Genomic DNA, 16,158 nt, shown 5'->3' with positions numbered 1-16,158 from the left:
CTCCATTGAATTTGCATACTTAGTATGCGAATTCAGGAGGTGTTTTTTTCATGTGCCACTATTCGGGTTCACTTCAACCTTTCGTTCAGGTAATAGAGCTTTTTTTATCCCTATATTTTCATTCGTACAACTACCCTGCGTAAAAACTCTCTTAATTAGGCCGACTTACTCGTCTTTCCAATTAAACGATGTAATATAAGTAACTGATATGCATTACATAATAAAAGTGGTATCACCATTAAATATAACCAATCTGTATCATTAATTCGAAGTGCTGGTACCCACTCAAGAATTGTTACAACCACCATAAAGAACAAAGCTGGCACAAATGCCTTTTTATTCGTTTCCTTACTTTTTATATAAGCAACGATGGCACCAAACATAAATAACACACCAGCAACAAGTATGTTATTCCCTAATGAAATTTCCCCATTTGCAATCAATACCGATCTTAAATACACAAAATCAAATAAAACGAATGCAATGAAGAAGAGCTGGACTATATTCCATAAAGAAGGTGACCTGAACATCCCTAATCCAAAACGATGGATTGTTAAATAGGCAAAGAACCCCATTTGACTTATCACACTAAAAATAAATCCTACACCCATCAACCAGAAGGAAACTGCCAAAATTTCCTTTCCGTCGAAATTTTGAAAAAATTTAACATACTTGTCCCACTCTAAAACAAATCCAATAATGACTGTACTAACCCCACCAAGAAACAACGTCGTAAAAAATAGTCGAACCCACTTGCGGCTATTCACAACACATCCCCCATTATCCTTATATTTCTAATTAAATTGTATCAATGACAATTTCAAAAAGCTAGCCATGTTCATGTATAAATTCCTTAAAGATATTTATATTAAAAAGAGAGAACTGTGCTGAAAGGAGTTCCAACTTATGAAACGGATGCTGCTCGTTTTGACTTCTTCTTTTCTATTTCTTGTACTTGTAGCATGTGCACAAGAAAAAGAAGCAAAGTCCGAACTTGATTATGATCAAACGAAGAAAATGATTGTTGATATTTTAAAAACCGATCAAGGTAAGAAAGCCATTCAAGATGTGTTAACTGATGAAAAAATGAAACAAGCACTCATACTAGATGAAACAGTAGTAAAGAAAACGATTGAAGATGCAATGGTATCCGATAAAGGGCAACAATTCTGGGAAAAGCTCTTTAAAGACCCTGAGTTCTCATCGAAATTCGCTAAAAGTATGGGAAAAGAACAAACAGCCTTAATGAAAACATTACTAAAAGACCCTGAATACCAAGCAGGCGTTATAGAAATTATGAAAAACCCTGAAGTAGAAAAAATGATGTTACAAACAATGAAGAGCAAAGAATACCGTCAATATTTACAACAAGTATTAACAGAAACTGCTGAAAGCCCACTCTTCCAAGCTAAGATGATTGATATTATTAGTAAAGGTGTCCAAAAAGCCGAAAAAAGTGGTTCTGATAAAAAGGAAGCCGGCGGTGAAGGTGGTTCCCAAGAAGGTAAAAAGGAACAGCAGTAAAAATAATAACGATAATAATGAGTGGACAATACATGTATCATCCACTCATTATTATTTTATTTTTGCGCAACAGTTGTTTTATCAATTACCGCTTCAGCTATTGTGCGATAAATAAGACCTGTCGTATGCGTATCTTCATATACTGACGGCGCAAAATCTTCTTTATTCCAATCAGGTTGTTGAAGCGGGATTCGGCCAAGTACTTCTGTTTGAAGTTCTGTAGCTAATTTATCTCCACCACCTCTTCCAAACACATATTCTTTTTCGCCAGTTGTTTTACTTTCAAAATAAGCCATATTTTCAACAACACCAAGAATGCAATGTTCTGTACGTAAAGCCATTGCTCCAGCACGTGCTGCTACAAATGCCGCTGTTGGATGCGGTGTTGTGACAATAATCTCTTTACAAGCCGGCAACATCGAATGTAAGTCTAGCGCAACATCACCTGTACCTGGTGGTAAATCTAAAACTAAATAATCTAAATCGCCCCACTCTACTTCCGTAAAGAAGTGATTTAACATTTTCCCGAGCATAGGCCCTCTCCAAATAACCGGTGCATTATCTTCTACAAAGAATCCCATTGAGATTACCTTTACACCTAGACGCTCCACTGGAATGATTTTATCTCCTCTTACTACAGGGCGTTTTTCTATCCCCATCATATCAGGTACGCTAAAACCATAAATATCAGCATCAATGATACCAACTTTTTTCCCTAGACGAGCTAAAGCAATAGCAAGGTTAACAGAAACTGTTGATTTCCCTACTCCACCTTTTCCACTCGCCACTGCTAAAAATGTCGTTTTCGAATTTGGTGACAATAAAGATTCAGTTTGCTCTTCTTCTTGTTCTGGTGCAAACTGAGCTAATTCCTCTTCTGTAAATTCTGCAAAGCGAAGCCCTACTGTTGCTGCTCCTAGTTCTTTTACTAACTTTACAATTCCAGATTGCAATTGCATTTGTTCCGCGGTACCAGTTTTTACGATTGCAATTTTAACACTTACATGTTCCTTCTCAGGCTTGACTGTTACCTCTTTAATTGCCCCTGTTTCTTTTAACGTTTTATGTAAAAACGGATCTACAATCCCTTCTAACGCTTCCACTACTTGCTCTTTCGTTACCATAATTAGCCCAGCCCCCTGTATGAAAAATAACATAATGTTAATTAAATATATCTCTCTTTACTTTTGAAATAAATGCGTTTACATTTCCAGTATAACATATTTTCGGAAAACTTCGTTAACGAGAGGAACGCAAAAAAATCCTCCTTATTCTGGAGGATTTCCTTTTTCCGTGAAATAACGTAATATACCACGATATACAGCAGCTGCTACCTTTTGCTGATATTTCTCCGAATTTAACATATACCTTTCATTTACATTCGATAAAAAGCCAGCTTCAATTAAAGCACCTGGGTTTTTCGCATACTTTAATAAATACACATGAGAAATTGTTTTAGCAGAACGATTTGTATTCTCTAAACTCGTTCTCAACTCAGCTTGTATAAATTTCGCAGCACGTTCATTTTCAATTGAAGAACGGTAATAGAACGTTTGTGCGCCTTTTGATCCACTACTAGTTAAAGCATTTAAATGGATACTTGCAAAAAAATCTACATCGGGTTTATTAATAATCTCTACACGTTTTTTTAAATCTTCTGCTTTACGTCTACTATATGACTTTGTATCTTTCTGGGCTAAATCATAATCTCCCTCACGCGTTAAAATAACTAGTGCACCTTGCTCTTGTAAATAATCTTGCACCTTCTTTGTAATCTCAAGCGTAATATCTTTTTCTACAATATCCTTGCCACCAACAGCCCCTCCGTCTGGTCCACCATGCCCAGCATCTAATACGATTACTTTCCCTGATAAGGGTAAATTCCAAGCTCGCCACGATTTTGTAATTTGAAATTCTTGTTTGACTAAAAAAAACAAAATAACCGCAGCGAGTGCAAAAGAGATAATTCGAATTCTCTTCATACCTTTCCTCCTCCAGCTAGTCCCTCTAATTACTTATATGGGACAAGAGGAAAGTTTATGCTTGTCTTAATGAAGCTTTAATCGATATCTTCTTTCACCTTTTTCATATCCTTCCTGCCACCATAAGCCGATAAACTGCTGGCAAGATTCAAAAAGTAATTCCTCATCTTGTAACTTAATCTCCCGCATAGTCATGCTCGTTAAAAATTGAAATAGTGTTTCCGTTAATTGTTGCTCTTCTTCTAAGGCCCTATATTTCACATCAAAGAACGATTCGCCATAATAACCAAATTTGCTATATCTCGCTCCTAATAAATACGATTCTATCCCTAATTCAATGCAGTAATCTTCATACTGACGATGAAGTTCCTGCATCTGAAAGGCATCTCTAATATTTGAACGTAATGTTTTTAATGATAATTCCCGCAGCATCTTCCGCTCATATTTCAACTGCTTTTCTTTTTGTTTTTCTTGTAAGCTGACAATGACATTCATAGTACTTATAAACCTCCCTAATACGTATTAGTCTAAACTTCTAAAGAAGAAGCATACGCGAGAGGATAGCACTAAAATATTCCAAACTACAAAAATTTCAAAAGAGGAATGAAACATAAAAAACCCCAACCAAAATGGTTGGGGTTTGTAGTTCGCAAAAATTAACGTTTTGAGAACTGAGGTGCACGACGTGCGCCTTTAAGACCGTATTTTTTACGCTCTTTCATACGTGCGTCACGAGTTAATAGACCTGCACGTTTTAGTGTTAGACGGTATTCTGGATCAGCTTTTAATAAAGCGCGAGAAATACCGTGACGAATAGCACCAGCTTGACCAGTGTATCCACCACCATTTACGTTTACAAGTACATCGTAGTTACCTAAAGTTTCTGTTGCAACTAGAGGTTGTTTCACTACTTCACGTAATGCAGCAAATGGGATATAGTTTTCAAAATCACGACCGTTAATGATAACGCGTCCTTCGCCTGGAACTAGGCGTACGCGCGCTACTGAACTCTTACGACGTCCAGTGCCATAGTATTGAACCTGTGCCAAAGTAAGCCCTCCTTTAATTGATTATCCGCGAAGTTCGTAAACTTCTGGTTTTTGTGCTTGGTGTGGATGCTCTGCTCCAGCATACACGTTTAGTTTCTTAGAAACTTGACGGCCTAAGCGTCCTTTTGGAAGCATGCCTTTAATTGCAAGCTCTAACATTTGTACAGGGTAGTTTGTACGCATTTCAAGAGCTGTTCTTTGTTTAAGTCCACCTGGGTGGTTAGTGTGACGGTAGTAAATTTTATCGTTTAATTTATTACCTGTTAAATGAATTTTCTCAGCGTTAATAATAATTACATGATCACCCGTGTCAACGTGTGGTGTAAATGTAGGTTTGTTTTTACCACGTAAAATGGATGCTACTTCACTAGCAAGGCGACCTAAAGTTTGACCTTCAGCATCAACCACATACCATTTACGCTCAACTTCGTTAGCTTTTGCCATAAAAGTCGTACGCATGTGTTTCCCTCCTCGTTATCTTTTCCATAGAAAAAATCTATTGTTTATCTTAAACACGATTTCCTTCCGGGGCTAATCGTGGTTTTAGAAACAATACCATATGTTATGATATACTTTTGAGTTTCTAATGTCAAGCAAATGTTACACCAGGATTAGTTGTTATAGTTTACCTGCCATAAATAAAGCCCATGACCAGGAGCCATCTTTCCAGCAAACTGACGATTTTGTTTCGCTAAAATCTCTGGAATGCTATCCGGATCAAGCTTTCCTTGCCCTATGCTCAGTAACGTACCAACAATAATCCTGACCATATTATATAAAAATCCATTACCTACAAAACGAAAAATTAATTCGTCGTCCTGCTCAATTAGCTCGATTTCATAAATTGTTCTCACTTTATCTTTTTTGTCAGTTTTTGCCGAACAAAAAGAAGTGAAATCATGCGTTCCAATAAAATAAGGGATCGCTTTTCTTATAGCATTTATTTCGAGCGGATATGGATATTGATATACGTAATTTCTACGGAATACATCCGCAGTCTTTGATAATAATACACGATAACGATATTCTTTTCTCTCGACACCGTAACGTGCGTGAAATTCTTCTGTTTTTTTCTCTACCTGTGTGATAACAATATCATCTGGTAACATAGTGTTTAATGCATTGCTCCATTGCCACTCTTCAAGAGACAACGGTGTATCAAAGTGTATCACTTGTCCTTTAGCATGAACAGTAGAATCTGTTCTGCCCGATGCCTGAACACGAACAAGTTCCCCTTTATGCAATTTCTGCAAAGCTTTCTCTATCTCTTGTTGAACAGTACGATGCTGCGGTTGAATTTGATAACCACAAAAATGCATGCCATCATATGCAACCGTACATTTTATTCTATCCATTTCTTTATTCTCCATTACGATCGCACCCATGCCAAAATACAAGCTAAACAAAGTAAGCTTATAATCGTTACTGTATCGCTTGTTTTCCAGCGTAGTTGCCTAAATTTAGTACGTCCTTCGCCACTTTGATATCCACGGGCTTCCATAGCAATTGCTAAGTCTTCTGCACGCTTAAAAGCACTGATAAATAGAGGAACGAGTAGTGAAATGATAGCTTTCATCCTATCTTTTATCGGTCCCCCTGCAAAATCAATACCACGTGACGATTGTGCCTTCATTATTTTACTCGTTTCATCCATTAATGTCGGGATAAAACGAAGAGAAATTGACATCATTAATGCGATTTCATGAACAGGAACTTTTATACGCTTCAACGGCTTTAATAACGTCTCCAAACCATCTGTAATCTCAATGGGTGTCGTCGTTAACGTTAATAATGTCGTCATTAAAATAATAACGAAGAATCGTATAGAAATGTATATTCCTTGCTCTAATCCTTTTTCATGTATCGAAAACCAACCAAGCTGGAATAGTACTTCCCCTTCTTTATTTGTTAAAATATGCAGGAAAAATGTAAAAAGAAAAATCCATAGAATTGGTTTTAAGCCCGAAAGTACATAACGAATCGGCACTTTTGCAAAAAATAAAGCAATGAGTGCATATAAAAATAAAAATCCATATGAAATCGCATTATTTGCTAAGAAAACAACAAATACATATAAAAAGACAATCAGCAGCTTCGTACGTGGATCAAGTTGATGAATAAGAGAATTCCCTGGAATATATCTTCCAATAATCAACTGCTGCATGATTCATGACCACCTTTTCGTAACACCTGCACAACTTCATGAGTAAGATCCTCTAAAGATAAGGTAGCCTTTGGGATTGAAATGCCAAACTTCTCTTCAATTGCACGTTTATACTTTAAAGACATAGGAAGATCCACACCAATTTTCTCTAGTTCATCAGCATGTGAAAATACTTCCTCTGCACTTCCTTGCAAAAAGACCGTTCCTTTATGCATGACTACAATCTGCTCGGCATATTTAGCAGCATCCTCCATATTATGCGTTACAAGGATAACTGTAAGGCCTTTCTCCTTATGTAGCTTATAAAACATCTCCATAAGTTCATTTTGCCCTTTTGGATCTAGTCCTGCTGTAGGTTCATCTAATACAAGCACTTCGGGTTCCATCGCTAATACGCCTGCTATCGCAACACGCCTCATTTGCCCACCACTTAACTCAAATGGTGAACGTACTAACAGTTCTGGTTCTAACCCTACAAGTTGAATTGCCTCTCTTGCCTTTTGCTTCGCTTCTTCTACAGATACACCAAAATTAGTAGGTCCGAAGCAAATATCTTTCTCCACAGTCTCTTCAAACAACTGATGTTCTGGGAATTGAAAGACAACACCTACCTTTTTACGTAGTGGCTTTAGCTTTTTTTCTTTCTTTCCTGCCGAAATGAAATGTTCACCAATTTGAACTGTGCCATTTGTCGGCTGCAATAAACCATTTAAATGTTGAATCATCGTCGACTTACCTGAACCAGTATGACCGATAATGGCATAATAGCCCCCACTTGGAAACGACACGTCTACATCATAAAGTGCGCGTCTTTCAAATGGAGTTTTATATTGATAACGATGTTCTACTTTTTGGAATGTAATCTCCAAAGTTCGTTCACCAAGCTTTCCATTGTAAGATGCGTATTTTGCAAGAGAATTTCATTTCTTTTTAATAATTCTGCTATTTTCACTGAAAATGGTACATCTAATCCAATTTCTTGGAGCATATGAGAGGACTTGAAAATTTGTTCTGGAGTCCCTTCCTCTAATATCTCTCCCTTATTTAAAATAATGACACGGTCTGACTGTGCCGCTTCTTCTAAATCGTGCGTAATTGATAACACAGTAATACCTTTTTCATTAACAAGTTGTCTAACCGTTTCTACCACTTCACGTCTCCCTTGAGGGTCTAGCATTGACGTTGCTTCATCTAATATCAAAATAGACGGCTGAAGTGCTAAAACGCCTGCTATTGCTACTCGCTGCTTTTGCCCACCAGATAACGAATGTGGCTCATCATTAAGAAAACCTTCCATACGGACTAGTCGTAAGGCCTGATCTAATCTTTCTACCATTTGCTCTCTTGGCATTCCGATATTCTCTAAACCAAAGACAACGTCATCTTGCACTGTCGTTCCAACAAATTGATTATCTGGATTTTGAAATACCATCCCAATTTGTTTTCGAACATCCCATACCGTTTCCTCTGACAAAACCATTGTATCATTTACTGTAATTGTCCCTGCTTCCGGCAAAAACAAACCATTCAATAATTTTGCAAGTGTAGACTTCCCAGAACCGTTTTGTCCAATAACAGATACCCATTCTCCTTCATATAAGGAGAATGAAACATCTTTTAATGCATAAGTGGCTGCACCAGGATATTGAAATGATATATTTTCTGTCCGAAGTTTCTCTTTTTTCAATACAAGGCACCCTTTCCTTCGCCAAGTAAGCCTATTTTTATATTTAAAAAAAAGGGCCATGACCAGTTTCTTGAAAAGAACTGTCCTGCCCTTTTAATTATCATTATACTAACTCGATAATTACCATTGGTGCTGCGTCTCCGCGACGTGGACCAATTTTTGCAATACGAGTGTATCCGCCTTGGCGCTCAGCATAGCGTGGAGCTACATCAGCGAATAGTTTTTGAAGTGCATCTTGACCAGTCTCAGCGTTAGCTACTTCATTGCGAATGAAAGCTGCTGCTTGACGACGAGCATGAAGATCTCCGCGTTTACCTAAAGTGATCATTTTTTCCACTACAGAACGAAGTTCTTTTGCACGAGTTTCTGTCGTTTGGATGCGCTCGTTGATAATTAAATCAGTAGCTAAGTCACGTAACATAGCTTTACGTTGCGCACTTGTACGGCCTAATTTTCTGTATGCCATTCGTAGTTCCCTCCTTTGTTGATGGGTTTAAATCCTCAGTCGTCTTTACGTAAACCTAAACCTAATTCCTCAAGTTTATGTTTAACTTCTTCTAAGGATTTACGTCCTAAGTTACGAACTTTCATCATATCTTCTTCTGTTTTGTTCGCAAGCTCTTGTACAGTATTAATTCCTGCACGTTTTAGGCAATTATAAGAACGAACAGAAAGGTCTAGTTCTTCGATAGTCATCTCAAGAACTTTCTCTTTTTGATCTTCTTCCTTCTCGACCATAATCTCAGCATTTTGTGCTTCATCAGTTAAACCAACAAAGATATTTAAATGCTCAGTTAAGATTTTGGCACCTAAAGAGATAGCTTCTTTTGGCCCGATGCTTCCATCCGTCCATACATCAAGCGTAAGCTTATCATAATTAGCCACTTGTCCGACACGTGTCTTTTCCACTTGGTAAGTCACACGTGATACTGGAGTATAAATAGAATCAATAGGAATTACTCCTATTGGTTGATCTTCGCTTTTATTTGCATCAGCTGGCGTATACCCACGGCCACGCTTTGCAGTTAAACGCACGCGGAAATGCGCATCTTTTGCTAACGTTGCAATGTGTAAATCTGGATTTAAGATTTCTACATCACTATCGTGAGTAATATCAGCAGCTGTGACAATACCTTCGCCCTGCACATCAATTTCCAACGTCTTCTCTTCTTCAGAGTAGATTTTAAGAGCTAACTTTTTCAAGTTTAAGATGATCGTTGTAACGTCTTCTACTACGCCCTCAACTGTTGAAAATTCATGTAATACGCCATCGATTTGGATAGCAGTAACAGCGGCACCAGGGAGTGAAGATAAAAGAATACGACGTAAGGAGTTACCCAACGTAGTACCATATCCACGCTCAAGCGGTTCAATTACGAATTTACCATATTTAGCATCTTCGTTAAGTTCAACCGTTTCGATTTTCGGCTTTTCGATTTCAATCATTAACTAAACCCTCCTTCAAAACGTCGAAACCCCGGTTAAACAAAGGTATAACCCCTGTCTAACCGAAAGTCCCCCTTAGGCAGTTCCCGATTGTGCACAACAAGCGATGTTTCTGTACGAAATTTCTCGATAATGCATCATATCCATTATAGACAAAAGGGAAAATTCTATACAGAAAAATTACACACGACGACGTTTTGGTGGACGACATCCATTATGAGGAACTGGAGTAACATCTCTAATTGCTGTTACTTCTAGACCTGCAGCTTGAAGAGCACGAATTGCAGCTTCACGACCAGCACCAGGACCTTTAACAGTAACCTCTAAAGTTTTTAAACCGTGCTCCATTGCAGCTTTAGCAGCAGTTTCAGCAGCCATTTGCGCAGCGAATGGAGTAGATTTACGAGATCCACGGAAACCAAGTGCACCAGCACTAGACCAAGAAAGCGCGTTACCGTGAGTATCTGTAAGTGTTACGATTGTGTTGTTGAAAGTAGAACGAATATGAGCTACACCAGCTTCAATATTCTTTTTCACACGTTTTTTACGAGTGTTTGTTTTACGTGCCATTGTTAGTTCAACCTCCTTTACTTATTATTTCTTTTTATTTGCTACTGTACGACGTGGACCTTTACGTGTACGAGCATTGTTTTTAGAGTTTTGACCACGAACTGGTAAACCACGACGGTGACGAAGACCACGGTAAGAACCGATCTCCATTAGACGTTTGATGTTAAGAGATACTTCACGACGAAGGTCTCCCTCAACTTTAATACGATCGATGATATCACGGATACGTCCTAATTCGTCTTCCGTTAAATCACGAACTCGTGTTTCTTCAGAAACACCAGCTTCAGCAAGAATTTTTTCAGCAGTTGTGCGACCAATGCCGAATACGTAAGTTAAAGAAATAACAACGCGTTTGTCACGAGGAATATCTACACCTGCGATACGTGCCATTCCGAATGCACCTCCTTCTGATTAACCTTGTTTTTGTTTATGTTTAGGGTTTTCACAAATAACCATTACTTTTCCACGTCTACGAATAACTTTACATTTTTCGCAGATTGGTTTAACTGACGGTCTTACTTTCATGTCTCGAACCTCCTTAAAGATTACGGAGTGCTATATTATTTAAAACGGTACGTAATACGACCACGATTTAAATCGTACGGAGATAATTCTACCGTAACTTTGTCTCCTGGTAAAATACGAATGAAGTTCATACGGATTTTACCAGAAACGTGAGCCAATACGACATGCCCATTCTCTAATTCTACTTTGAACATAGCATTTGGCAACGTTTCAAGAACGGTACCTTCGACTTCAATTACATCATCTTTAGCCATTCAATAGTTCTCCCTTCTTCAAATCAGTAACATTTTACACTGCTCTGAAATCCCGGAGAGCCAGCTACTTATAAAGTGGTAAGGATTTCGTATCCTGCTTCTGTAAGAGCAATCGTGTGCTCAAAATGGGCACACCATTTACCATCTACCGTTACCACTGTCCAGTCATCAGATAGTGTTTTTACATATCGTCTTCCTTGATTCACCATCGGCTCAACACAGATGACCATTCCCGGCTTTAATCTAGGGCCTCTATTTGGTGGACCATAGTGCGGGATTTGAGGGTCCTCATGTAAGTCTTGCCCGATTCCGTGACCAACATACTCCCTAACGATCGAAAATCCATTCTCTTCAGCATGGGTTTGAACCGCATGTGAGATATTTGATAATCTCTCGCCTGGTTTTACTTGTTCTAGACCAAGATACAACGATTTTTCTGTGACATCAAGTAGCTTTTGAACAGATTCAGAAATGTTTCCAACTGGATACGTCCATGCAGAATCTCCATGGTACCCATTGTATTTCGCACCAATATCGATACTGATGATATCGCCCTCTTTGAGCTTGCGCTTCCCTGGAATTCCGTGTACAAGCTCTTCATTTACAGAAGCACATATGCTCCCCGGAAATCCGTTGTATCCTTTAAAAGATGGCGTAGCACCATATTTTTGAATCGTCTTTTCCGCTATTTGATCGAGCTCTTTCGTTGTAATTCCTGGAGTAATGTGCTGTTTTAACTCTTGATGAGTCAAAGCAACGATCCTGCCCGCTTCTCGCATGATTTCTATCTCGCGAGGAGTTTTGCAGATTATCATTACGCTAAGCCTCCGATGAGAACATCGATATCAGCAAATACTTTATTGATATCTTGCTCACCATTAATGCTTTGTAAGTAACCAAGCTCCTCGTAGAAATCAAGCAAAGGTTTAGTTTGCTTAATATTTACATCTAAGCGATTTGCTACAGTTTCTTCATTGTCATCAGAGCGTTGATATAACTCGCCACCACATTTATCGCACACGTCAGCTTTTGCTGGCGGATTGAATTCTAAGTGGTAAGTCGCACCGCACTCTTTACAAATGCGACGGCCTGTAAGGCGTTTTAATAACAATCCTGAATCCACATTAATGTTTAAAACATAGTCGATTTTTTTGCCAAGATCTTTCATAATCTCTTCAAGAGCTGATGCTTGTGCAACAGTTCGTGGGAAACCGTCTAATAAGAAGCCTCTTACGCAGTCTTCTTGACTTAAACGTTCACGAACGATTCCGATTGTAACTTCATCTGGAACAAGTGCACCTTTATCAATAAAGGATTTTGCTTGTAAACCCATTTCAGTTTCAGCCTTCATAGCTGCACGGAACATATCTCCTGTTGAGATGTGAGGGATGTTATACTTGGCAACAATCTGTTCGGCTTGTGTACCTTTACCAGCACCAGGAAGCCCCATTAAAATTAAGTTCATCCTTGTTCCCCCTCAGAGTACATGAGCATGTAGGGAAGACAATACTTCCCACTTACTCACTGCTTGATAAACCCTTTGTAATGGCGTTTTACCAGTTGGCTTTCTAGTTGCTTCATTGTTTCTAAAGCAACGCCGACAACGATTAACATACTCGTTCCACCGATCTGTGCAGATGGAGGAAGATTTCCCAGCTTCGTAAAGATAACTGGTAAGATTGCAATCGCTGCTAGGAAAATTGATCCTACAAAGGTCAAACGATACAAGATTTTTGTTAGATATTGTTCTGTATTCTTACCCGGACGAATACCTGGAACATATCCACCTTGTTTGTTTAGATTCTCTGACATTTGCTCTGGATTAACCTGAACAAACGCATAGAAATATGTGAAGGCTACAATGAGCGCAACATATATGATCATTCCCACTGGGTGAGAATAGTTAAAGTTTGCAATAATCCACTGCGATACATCATGTTTCGGGAAGAACTGCGCAATAGTCGGAGGAGTAATTAAGAATGAAACAGCAAAAATTACTGGAATAACACCAGCACTATTTACCTTAAGCGGTAAATGTGTGTTTTGTGCTCCAGCATAACCACCATTTCCTCCTGTTACACGCTTCGCATATTGAATTGGGATCTTTCTAACAGCCTGTTGAATGAAAATAACACCCACAATAACTGCTAACACAGCTAGTAAAATCAATGCAACTTTAACGATACTCATGAACAATTGATCTCCGATATTTTGAAACTGTTGCTGATACACTTGAGATATAACACTTGGGATCGCTGCGGCAATACCACCAAAGATTAGGATGGAAATACCATTACCTACACCTTTAGCTGTAATCTGTTCACCTAACCACATTAAAAATGCAGTACCAGCAGTCAGTACCGTAGCAATGTATAAATAAGTGCTCCAACCAGGATTCAAAATTAATTGTCCACCTACCATACCGTTAAAACCGATTGACATACCAAACCCCTGAATAAACGCAAGAACAATTGTAAAATAACGCGTGAATTGCGTTAATTTACGACGGCCCATTTCACCTTGCTTCGCCCATTCCGAAAATTTAGGAACAACATCCATCTGCAATAATTGCACGATGATGGATGCTGTAATATACGGCATGATTCCCATCGCAAAGATGGAGAAGTTTTTCAAGGCTCCACCGCCAAATGTATTTAGAATACCTAAAGCATTTAATTGATCTTGTGCCTTCAGTACGTCTCCATTTGTAAATGGCACGGGGATAAACGTGCCAATCCTGAATACGATTAACATCGCTAAAGTGAATAATATTTTACGTCTTATCTCAGCAACGCGCATAAAGTTGGAGATTGTACGAAACATTAGATCACCTCAACTGATCCGCCAGCTGCTTCAATTGCTTCTTTAGCACTTGAAGAGAACTTGTGCGCTTTAACAGTTAGTTTTTTCTCTACTGCGCCGCTTGCAAGAATTTTAACACCGTCGTTTAATTTGCTGATAACGCCAGTTTCCAGCAATAATTCAGGTGTTACTTCTGTACCATCTTCAAAACGATTTAACGTTGATAAGTTTACAATAGCAAACTCTTTACGGTTAATGTTTGTGAAGCCGCGTTTTGGTAAACGACGGAATAATGGAGTTTGACCACCTTCGAAGCCAAGACGAACACCGCCGCCAGAACGTGCGTTTTGTCCTTTATGACCTTTACCAGCAGTTTTACCGTTACCAGAACCGATACCACGACCGACACGGTTACGTACTTTACGAGAACCTTCTGCAGGTTTTAATTCATGAAGTTTCATTCCCAGGCACCTCCTTATATTAATGAGTTATCCTTAAGCTTCTTTTACAGTTACAAGGTGAGAAACTTTGTTGATCATACCAAGAATAGCAGGAGTTTCTTCCTTAACTACAGTTGAATTCAACTTTTTAAGACCTAAAGCTTCTACCGTCGCACGTTGATCTTGTGGACGACCAATTACACTACGAGTGAGGGTAATTTCTAACTTTTTCGCCATTTGTTTTCCCTCCTTAACCTAGTAGCTCTTCTACAGATTTACCGCGTAATTTTGCAACATCTTCAGCGCGCTTAAGTTCGCTTAATCCGTTCACAGTAGCGCGAATCATGTTGATTGGTGTGTTAGAACCAAGAGATTTCGAAAGAATATCTTGTACACCTGCTAATTCAAGGACCGCACGAACAGGTCCACCAGCAATAACACCAGTACCCTCAGCAGCAGGCTTTAAGAATACTTCACCAGCTCCAAAATGACCGTTGATTGTGTGTGGAATTGTTGTACCAACTAATGGTACAGCGATTAAGTTTTTCTTAGCGTCTTCGATAGCTTTGCGGATTGCGTCTGGTACCTCTTGTGCTTTACCAGTACCGAATCCAACATGACCGTTTTTATCGCCAACTACAACTAGTGCAGCAAAGCGGAAACGACGACCACCCTTAACAACTTTCGCGACACGATTTATCGTAACTACACGTTCTTCAAGTTCTAATTTACTTGGGTCAATGCGATGCATCAATTTTCCCTCCTTTGACCATTAAAATTGTAATCCAGCCTCACGAGCAGCTTCAGCTAGAGCTTTAACACGGCCATGGTATAAGTAACCACCGCGATCAAATACTACTTCTTTAACGCCTTTCTCTACAGCACGCTTAGCAACTGATTCTCCAACTTTCGTAGCAGCTTCAATATTGCTAGTACCGTTAAGAGCAAGGTCTTTATCAAGAGTAGATGCACTTACTAACGTTACACCATTTACATCATCAATAACTTGAGCGTAAATATGTTGGTTAGAACGGAACACGTTTAAACGTGGACGTTCTGCAGTACCAGTAAGTTTAGCACGTACACGCGCATGTCTTTTCTTACGAGTCGCATTTTTATCAGCTTTAGTGATCATTCTTGTCACTCCTTTCTCTCACCTAACGGGTTTACTTAGCAGTTTTACCTTCTTTACGACGAACAACTTCGCCTTCGTAACGAATACCTTTACCTTTGTAAGGCTCAGGAGCACGTACAGCGCGGATGTTAGCAGCGAATTCGCCAACACGTTGCTTGTCGATACCTTTGATTACGATCTTAGTTGGTGCAGGTACTTCAACTTCAAGACCTGCTTCCGGAGTCATTTCTACTGGATGAGAATAACCTACGCTTAATACAAGTTTATCACCTTGTTTTTGAGCACGGTAACCAACACCGACTAATTCAAGTCCGCGTGCGAAACCTTCAGTTACACCTTCAACCATGTTTCCGATTAAAGCACGAGTTGTACCGTGTAATGCACGGTGTTCCTTCTGTTCAGATGGACGCTCAACTGTTAATGTATTCTCTTCAATTTTGATAAGCATATCAGCATTGAAAGTACGAGTTAATTCACCTTTAGGGCCTTTTACTGTTACAGTATTGTCTTCTGCAACTGTAATAGTAACACCTGCAGGGATTTCAAGAATCTTTTTACCAATACGAGACATGTGGTCACA

At 39.0% G+C, this 16,158-nt stretch carries 25 protein-coding genes; 1 reads left to right on the top strand and 24 read right to left on the bottom strand.

What is annotated here, in order from left to right; all coding sequences use genetic code 11:
- Positions 1 to 155: 155 nt before the first annotated feature.
- Complete coding sequence (gene kbaA / locus PDQ33_RS13130; protein ID WP_001088520.1) at positions 156 to 767, bottom strand: KinB signaling pathway activation protein KbaA; 612 nt, start codon at positions 765 to 767, stop codon at positions 156 to 158.
- A gap of 139 nt (positions 768 to 906) precedes the next feature.
- On the opposite strand from kbaA, the gene gerD reads away from it, so the two are divergent.
- A complete protein-coding gene (gene gerD, locus PDQ33_RS13125) occupies positions 907 to 1,524 on the top strand; it encodes a spore germination protein GerD (protein ID WP_000827519.1) in 618 nt (205 codons plus the stop codon).
- A 56-nt stretch (positions 1,525 to 1,580) separates the two neighbouring features.
- Here gerD and PDQ33_RS13120 read toward each other — a convergent pair whose 3' ends face one another.
- The 23 genes from PDQ33_RS13120 to rplF form a co-directional block, all read right to left on the bottom strand.
- Positions 1,581 to 2,648: an Mrp/NBP35 family ATP-binding protein gene (locus PDQ33_RS13120; RefSeq protein ID WP_061131950.1), complete on the bottom strand. Its 1,068-nt coding sequence runs from the start codon at positions 2,646 to 2,648 to the stop codon at positions 1,581 to 1,583.
- A 144-nt stretch (positions 2,649 to 2,792) separates the two neighbouring features.
- Entirely contained in the window at positions 2,793 to 3,506 is a 714-nt protein-coding gene (gene cwlD, locus PDQ33_RS13115) for an N-acetylmuramoyl-L-alanine amidase CwlD (RefSeq protein ID WP_000822435.1), read from the bottom strand.
- Positions 3,507 to 3,572: 66 nt separating this feature from the next.
- Positions 3,573 to 4,001, bottom strand: coding sequence for a YbaK family protein (locus tag PDQ33_RS13110; protein ID WP_001101006.1), 429 nt, complete (start codon positions 3,999 to 4,001; stop codon positions 3,573 to 3,575).
- Positions 4,002 to 4,162: 161 nt separating this feature from the next.
- Positions 4,163 to 4,555 carry a 30S ribosomal protein S9 gene (gene rpsI, locus PDQ33_RS13105; RefSeq protein ID WP_000079986.1) on the bottom strand — a complete coding sequence of 131 codons (393 nt, stop codon included), beginning with the start codon at positions 4,553 to 4,555 and terminating at the stop codon, positions 4,163 to 4,165.
- A gap of 21 nt (positions 4,556 to 4,576) precedes the next feature.
- The gene (rplM, locus tag PDQ33_RS13100) at positions 4,577 to 5,014 is read right to left on the bottom strand and encodes a 50S ribosomal protein L13 (RefSeq protein WP_001260793.1); all 438 of its coding nucleotides are present in this window, start codon (positions 5,012 to 5,014) and stop codon (positions 4,577 to 4,579) included.
- Between the two features lie 152 nt (positions 5,015 to 5,166).
- Positions 5,167 to 5,910, bottom strand: coding sequence for a tRNA pseudouridine(38-40) synthase TruA (truA, locus tag PDQ33_RS13095; RefSeq protein ID WP_048553564.1), 744 nt, complete (start codon positions 5,908 to 5,910; stop codon positions 5,167 to 5,169).
- Between the two features lie 14 nt (positions 5,911 to 5,924).
- Positions 5,925 to 6,719, bottom strand: a complete 795-nt coding sequence (locus PDQ33_RS13090; RefSeq protein WP_001186536.1) for an energy-coupling factor transporter transmembrane component T family protein — start codon at positions 6,717 to 6,719, stop codon at positions 5,925 to 5,927.
- A complete protein-coding gene (locus PDQ33_RS13085; protein WP_000406520.1) occupies positions 6,707 to 7,588 on the bottom strand; it encodes an energy-coupling factor ABC transporter ATP-binding protein in 882 nt (293 codons plus the stop codon). The genes PDQ33_RS13090 and PDQ33_RS13085 overlap by 13 nt, the downstream gene beginning before the upstream one ends.
- Positions 7,564 to 8,406 (bottom strand): energy-coupling factor ABC transporter ATP-binding protein, encoded by an 843-nt coding sequence (locus PDQ33_RS13080; protein WP_061131949.1) that lies wholly within the window; start codon positions 8,404 to 8,406, stop codon positions 7,564 to 7,566. The genes PDQ33_RS13085 and PDQ33_RS13080 overlap by 25 nt, the downstream gene beginning before the upstream one ends.
- 103 nt (positions 8,407 to 8,509) lie before the next feature.
- Entirely contained in the window at positions 8,510 to 8,872 is a 363-nt protein-coding gene (rplQ, locus tag PDQ33_RS13075) for a 50S ribosomal protein L17 (RefSeq protein ID WP_000331490.1), read from the bottom strand.
- Between the two features lie 35 nt (positions 8,873 to 8,907).
- Positions 8,908 to 9,852, bottom strand: a complete 945-nt coding sequence (locus PDQ33_RS13070) for a DNA-directed RNA polymerase subunit alpha (RefSeq protein ID WP_000569643.1) — start codon at positions 9,850 to 9,852, stop codon at positions 8,908 to 8,910.
- 180 nt (positions 9,853 to 10,032) lie between these two features.
- The gene (gene rpsK, locus PDQ33_RS13065; protein WP_000101799.1) at positions 10,033 to 10,422 is read right to left on the bottom strand and encodes a 30S ribosomal protein S11; all 390 of its coding nucleotides are present in this window, start codon (positions 10,420 to 10,422) and stop codon (positions 10,033 to 10,035) included.
- A gap of 24 nt (positions 10,423 to 10,446) precedes the next feature.
- Positions 10,447 to 10,812, bottom strand: coding sequence for a 30S ribosomal protein S13 (gene rpsM, locus PDQ33_RS13060; protein WP_000090789.1), 366 nt, complete (start codon positions 10,810 to 10,812; stop codon positions 10,447 to 10,449).
- A 21-nt stretch (positions 10,813 to 10,833) separates the two neighbouring features.
- Positions 10,834 to 10,947: a 50S ribosomal protein L36 gene (rpmJ, locus tag PDQ33_RS13055; RefSeq protein WP_000868344.1), complete on the bottom strand. Its 114-nt coding sequence runs from the start codon at positions 10,945 to 10,947 to the stop codon at positions 10,834 to 10,836.
- Between the two features lie 35 nt (positions 10,948 to 10,982).
- Entirely contained in the window at positions 10,983 to 11,201 is a 219-nt protein-coding gene (gene infA, locus PDQ33_RS13050) for a translation initiation factor IF-1 (protein ID WP_001029884.1), read from the bottom strand.
- Between the two features lie 68 nt (positions 11,202 to 11,269).
- The gene (gene map / locus PDQ33_RS13045) at positions 11,270 to 12,016 is read right to left on the bottom strand and encodes a type I methionyl aminopeptidase (RefSeq protein ID WP_000582539.1); all 747 of its coding nucleotides are present in this window, start codon (positions 12,014 to 12,016) and stop codon (positions 11,270 to 11,272) included.
- Positions 12,016 to 12,666, bottom strand: coding sequence for an adenylate kinase (locus tag PDQ33_RS13040; protein WP_001048996.1), 651 nt, complete (start codon positions 12,664 to 12,666; stop codon positions 12,016 to 12,018). The genes map and PDQ33_RS13040 overlap by 1 nt, the downstream gene beginning before the upstream one ends.
- A gap of 56 nt (positions 12,667 to 12,722) precedes the next feature.
- The gene (secY, locus tag PDQ33_RS13035) at positions 12,723 to 14,024 is read right to left on the bottom strand and encodes a preprotein translocase subunit SecY (RefSeq protein WP_000490114.1); all 1,302 of its coding nucleotides are present in this window, start codon (positions 14,022 to 14,024) and stop codon (positions 12,723 to 12,725) included.
- The gene (gene rplO, locus PDQ33_RS13030; protein ID WP_000766080.1) at positions 14,024 to 14,464 is read right to left on the bottom strand and encodes a 50S ribosomal protein L15; all 441 of its coding nucleotides are present in this window, start codon (positions 14,462 to 14,464) and stop codon (positions 14,024 to 14,026) included. Before rplO ends, secY begins: the two co-directional genes overlap by 1 nt.
- A gap of 33 nt (positions 14,465 to 14,497) precedes the next feature.
- Complete coding sequence (gene rpmD / locus PDQ33_RS13025) at positions 14,498 to 14,680, bottom strand: 50S ribosomal protein L30 (protein WP_001085234.1); 183 nt, start codon at positions 14,678 to 14,680, stop codon at positions 14,498 to 14,500.
- Between the two features lie 13 nt (positions 14,681 to 14,693).
- On the bottom strand, positions 14,694 to 15,194 hold the full coding sequence (rpsE, locus tag PDQ33_RS13020; RefSeq protein ID WP_000554646.1) for a 30S ribosomal protein S5: 501 nt from the start codon (positions 15,192 to 15,194) through the stop codon (positions 14,694 to 14,696).
- 21 nt (positions 15,195 to 15,215) lie between these two features.
- On the bottom strand, positions 15,216 to 15,578 hold the full coding sequence (gene rplR, locus PDQ33_RS13015; protein WP_000628816.1) for a 50S ribosomal protein L18: 363 nt from the start codon (positions 15,576 to 15,578) through the stop codon (positions 15,216 to 15,218).
- Positions 15,579 to 15,609: 31 nt separating this feature from the next.
- Complete coding sequence (gene rplF / locus PDQ33_RS13010) at positions 15,610 to 16,149, bottom strand: 50S ribosomal protein L6 (protein ID WP_000086558.1); 540 nt, start codon at positions 16,147 to 16,149, stop codon at positions 15,610 to 15,612.
- Positions 16,150 to 16,158 lie beyond the last annotated feature (9 nt).

Origin of the sequence: Bacillus cereus group sp. Bc031, from assembly GCF_027716265.1 — a bacterium.
Taxonomy (GTDB): domain Bacteria; phylum Bacillota; class Bacilli; order Bacillales; family Bacillaceae_G; genus Bacillus_A; species Bacillus_A paranthracis.
The sequence above is the reverse complement of the archived record's forward strand: the minus strand, read 5'-3'. Positions and strand labels throughout refer to the sequence as shown.

Bases quoted from the DNA above. Each gene is read 5' to 3' on its own strand.
- rplF (WP_000086558.1), bottom strand. From the start codon at position 16,149: ATGTCTCGTATTGGTAAAAAGATTCTTGAAATCCCTGCAGGTGTTACT.
- rpsE (WP_000554646.1), bottom strand. From the start codon at position 15,194: ATGCATCGCATTGACCCAAGTAAATTAGAACTTGAAGAACGTGTAGTT.
- PDQ33_RS13070 (WP_000569643.1), bottom strand. From the start codon at position 9,852: ATGATTGAAATCGAAAAGCCGAAAATCGAAACGGTTGAACTTAACGAA.
- rplQ (WP_000331490.1), bottom strand. From the start codon at position 8,872: ATGGCATACAGAAAATTAGGCCGTACAAGTGCGCAACGTAAAGCTATG.
- secY (WP_000490114.1), bottom strand. From the start codon at position 14,024: ATGTTTCGTACAATCTCCAACTTTATGCGCGTTGCTGAGATAAGACGT.
- rplO (WP_000766080.1), bottom strand. From the start codon at position 14,464: ATGAAACTTCATGAATTAAAACCTGCAGAAGGTTCTCGTAAAGTACGT.
- gerD (WP_000827519.1), top strand. From the start codon at position 907: ATGAAACGGATGCTGCTCGTTTTGACTTCTTCTTTTCTATTTCTTGTA.
- map (WP_000582539.1), bottom strand. From the start codon at position 12,016: ATGATAATCTGCAAAACTCCTCGCGAGATAGAAATCATGCGAGAAGCG.
- PDQ33_RS13120 (WP_061131950.1), bottom strand. From the start codon at position 2,648: ATGGTAACGAAAGAGCAAGTAGTGGAAGCGTTAGAAGGGATTGTAGAT.
- PDQ33_RS13090 (WP_001186536.1), bottom strand. From the start codon at position 6,719: ATGCAGCAGTTGATTATTGGAAGATATATTCCAGGGAATTCTCTTATT.
- cwlD (WP_000822435.1), bottom strand. From the start codon at position 3,506: ATGAAGAGAATTCGAATTATCTCTTTTGCACTCGCTGCGGTTATTTTG.
- rpmD (WP_001085234.1), bottom strand. From the start codon at position 14,680: ATGGCGAAAAAGTTAGAAATTACCCTCACTCGTAGTGTAATTGGTCGT.
- rplM (WP_001260793.1), bottom strand. From the start codon at position 5,014: ATGCGTACGACTTTTATGGCAAAAGCTAACGAAGTTGAGCGTAAATGG.
- rplR (WP_000628816.1), bottom strand. From the start codon at position 15,578: ATGATCACTAAAGCTGATAAAAATGCGACTCGTAAGAAAAGACATGCG.
- PDQ33_RS13040 (WP_001048996.1), bottom strand. From the start codon at position 12,666: ATGAACTTAATTTTAATGGGGCTTCCTGGTGCTGGTAAAGGTACACAA.
- PDQ33_RS13110 (WP_001101006.1), bottom strand. From the start codon at position 4,001: ATGAATGTCATTGTCAGCTTACAAGAAAAACAAAAAGAAAAGCAGTTG.
- truA (WP_048553564.1), bottom strand. From the start codon at position 5,910: ATGGATAGAATAAAATGTACGGTTGCATATGATGGCATGCATTTTTGT.
- rpmJ (WP_000868344.1), bottom strand. From the start codon at position 10,947: ATGAAAGTAAGACCGTCAGTTAAACCAATCTGCGAAAAATGTAAAGTT.
- rpsM (WP_000090789.1), bottom strand. From the start codon at position 10,812: ATGGCACGTATCGCAGGTGTAGATATTCCTCGTGACAAACGCGTTGTT.
- infA (WP_001029884.1), bottom strand. From the start codon at position 11,201: ATGGCTAAAGATGATGTAATTGAAGTCGAAGGTACCGTTCTTGAAACG.
- rpsK (WP_000101799.1), bottom strand. From the start codon at position 10,422: ATGGCACGTAAAACAAACACTCGTAAAAAACGTGTGAAAAAGAATATT.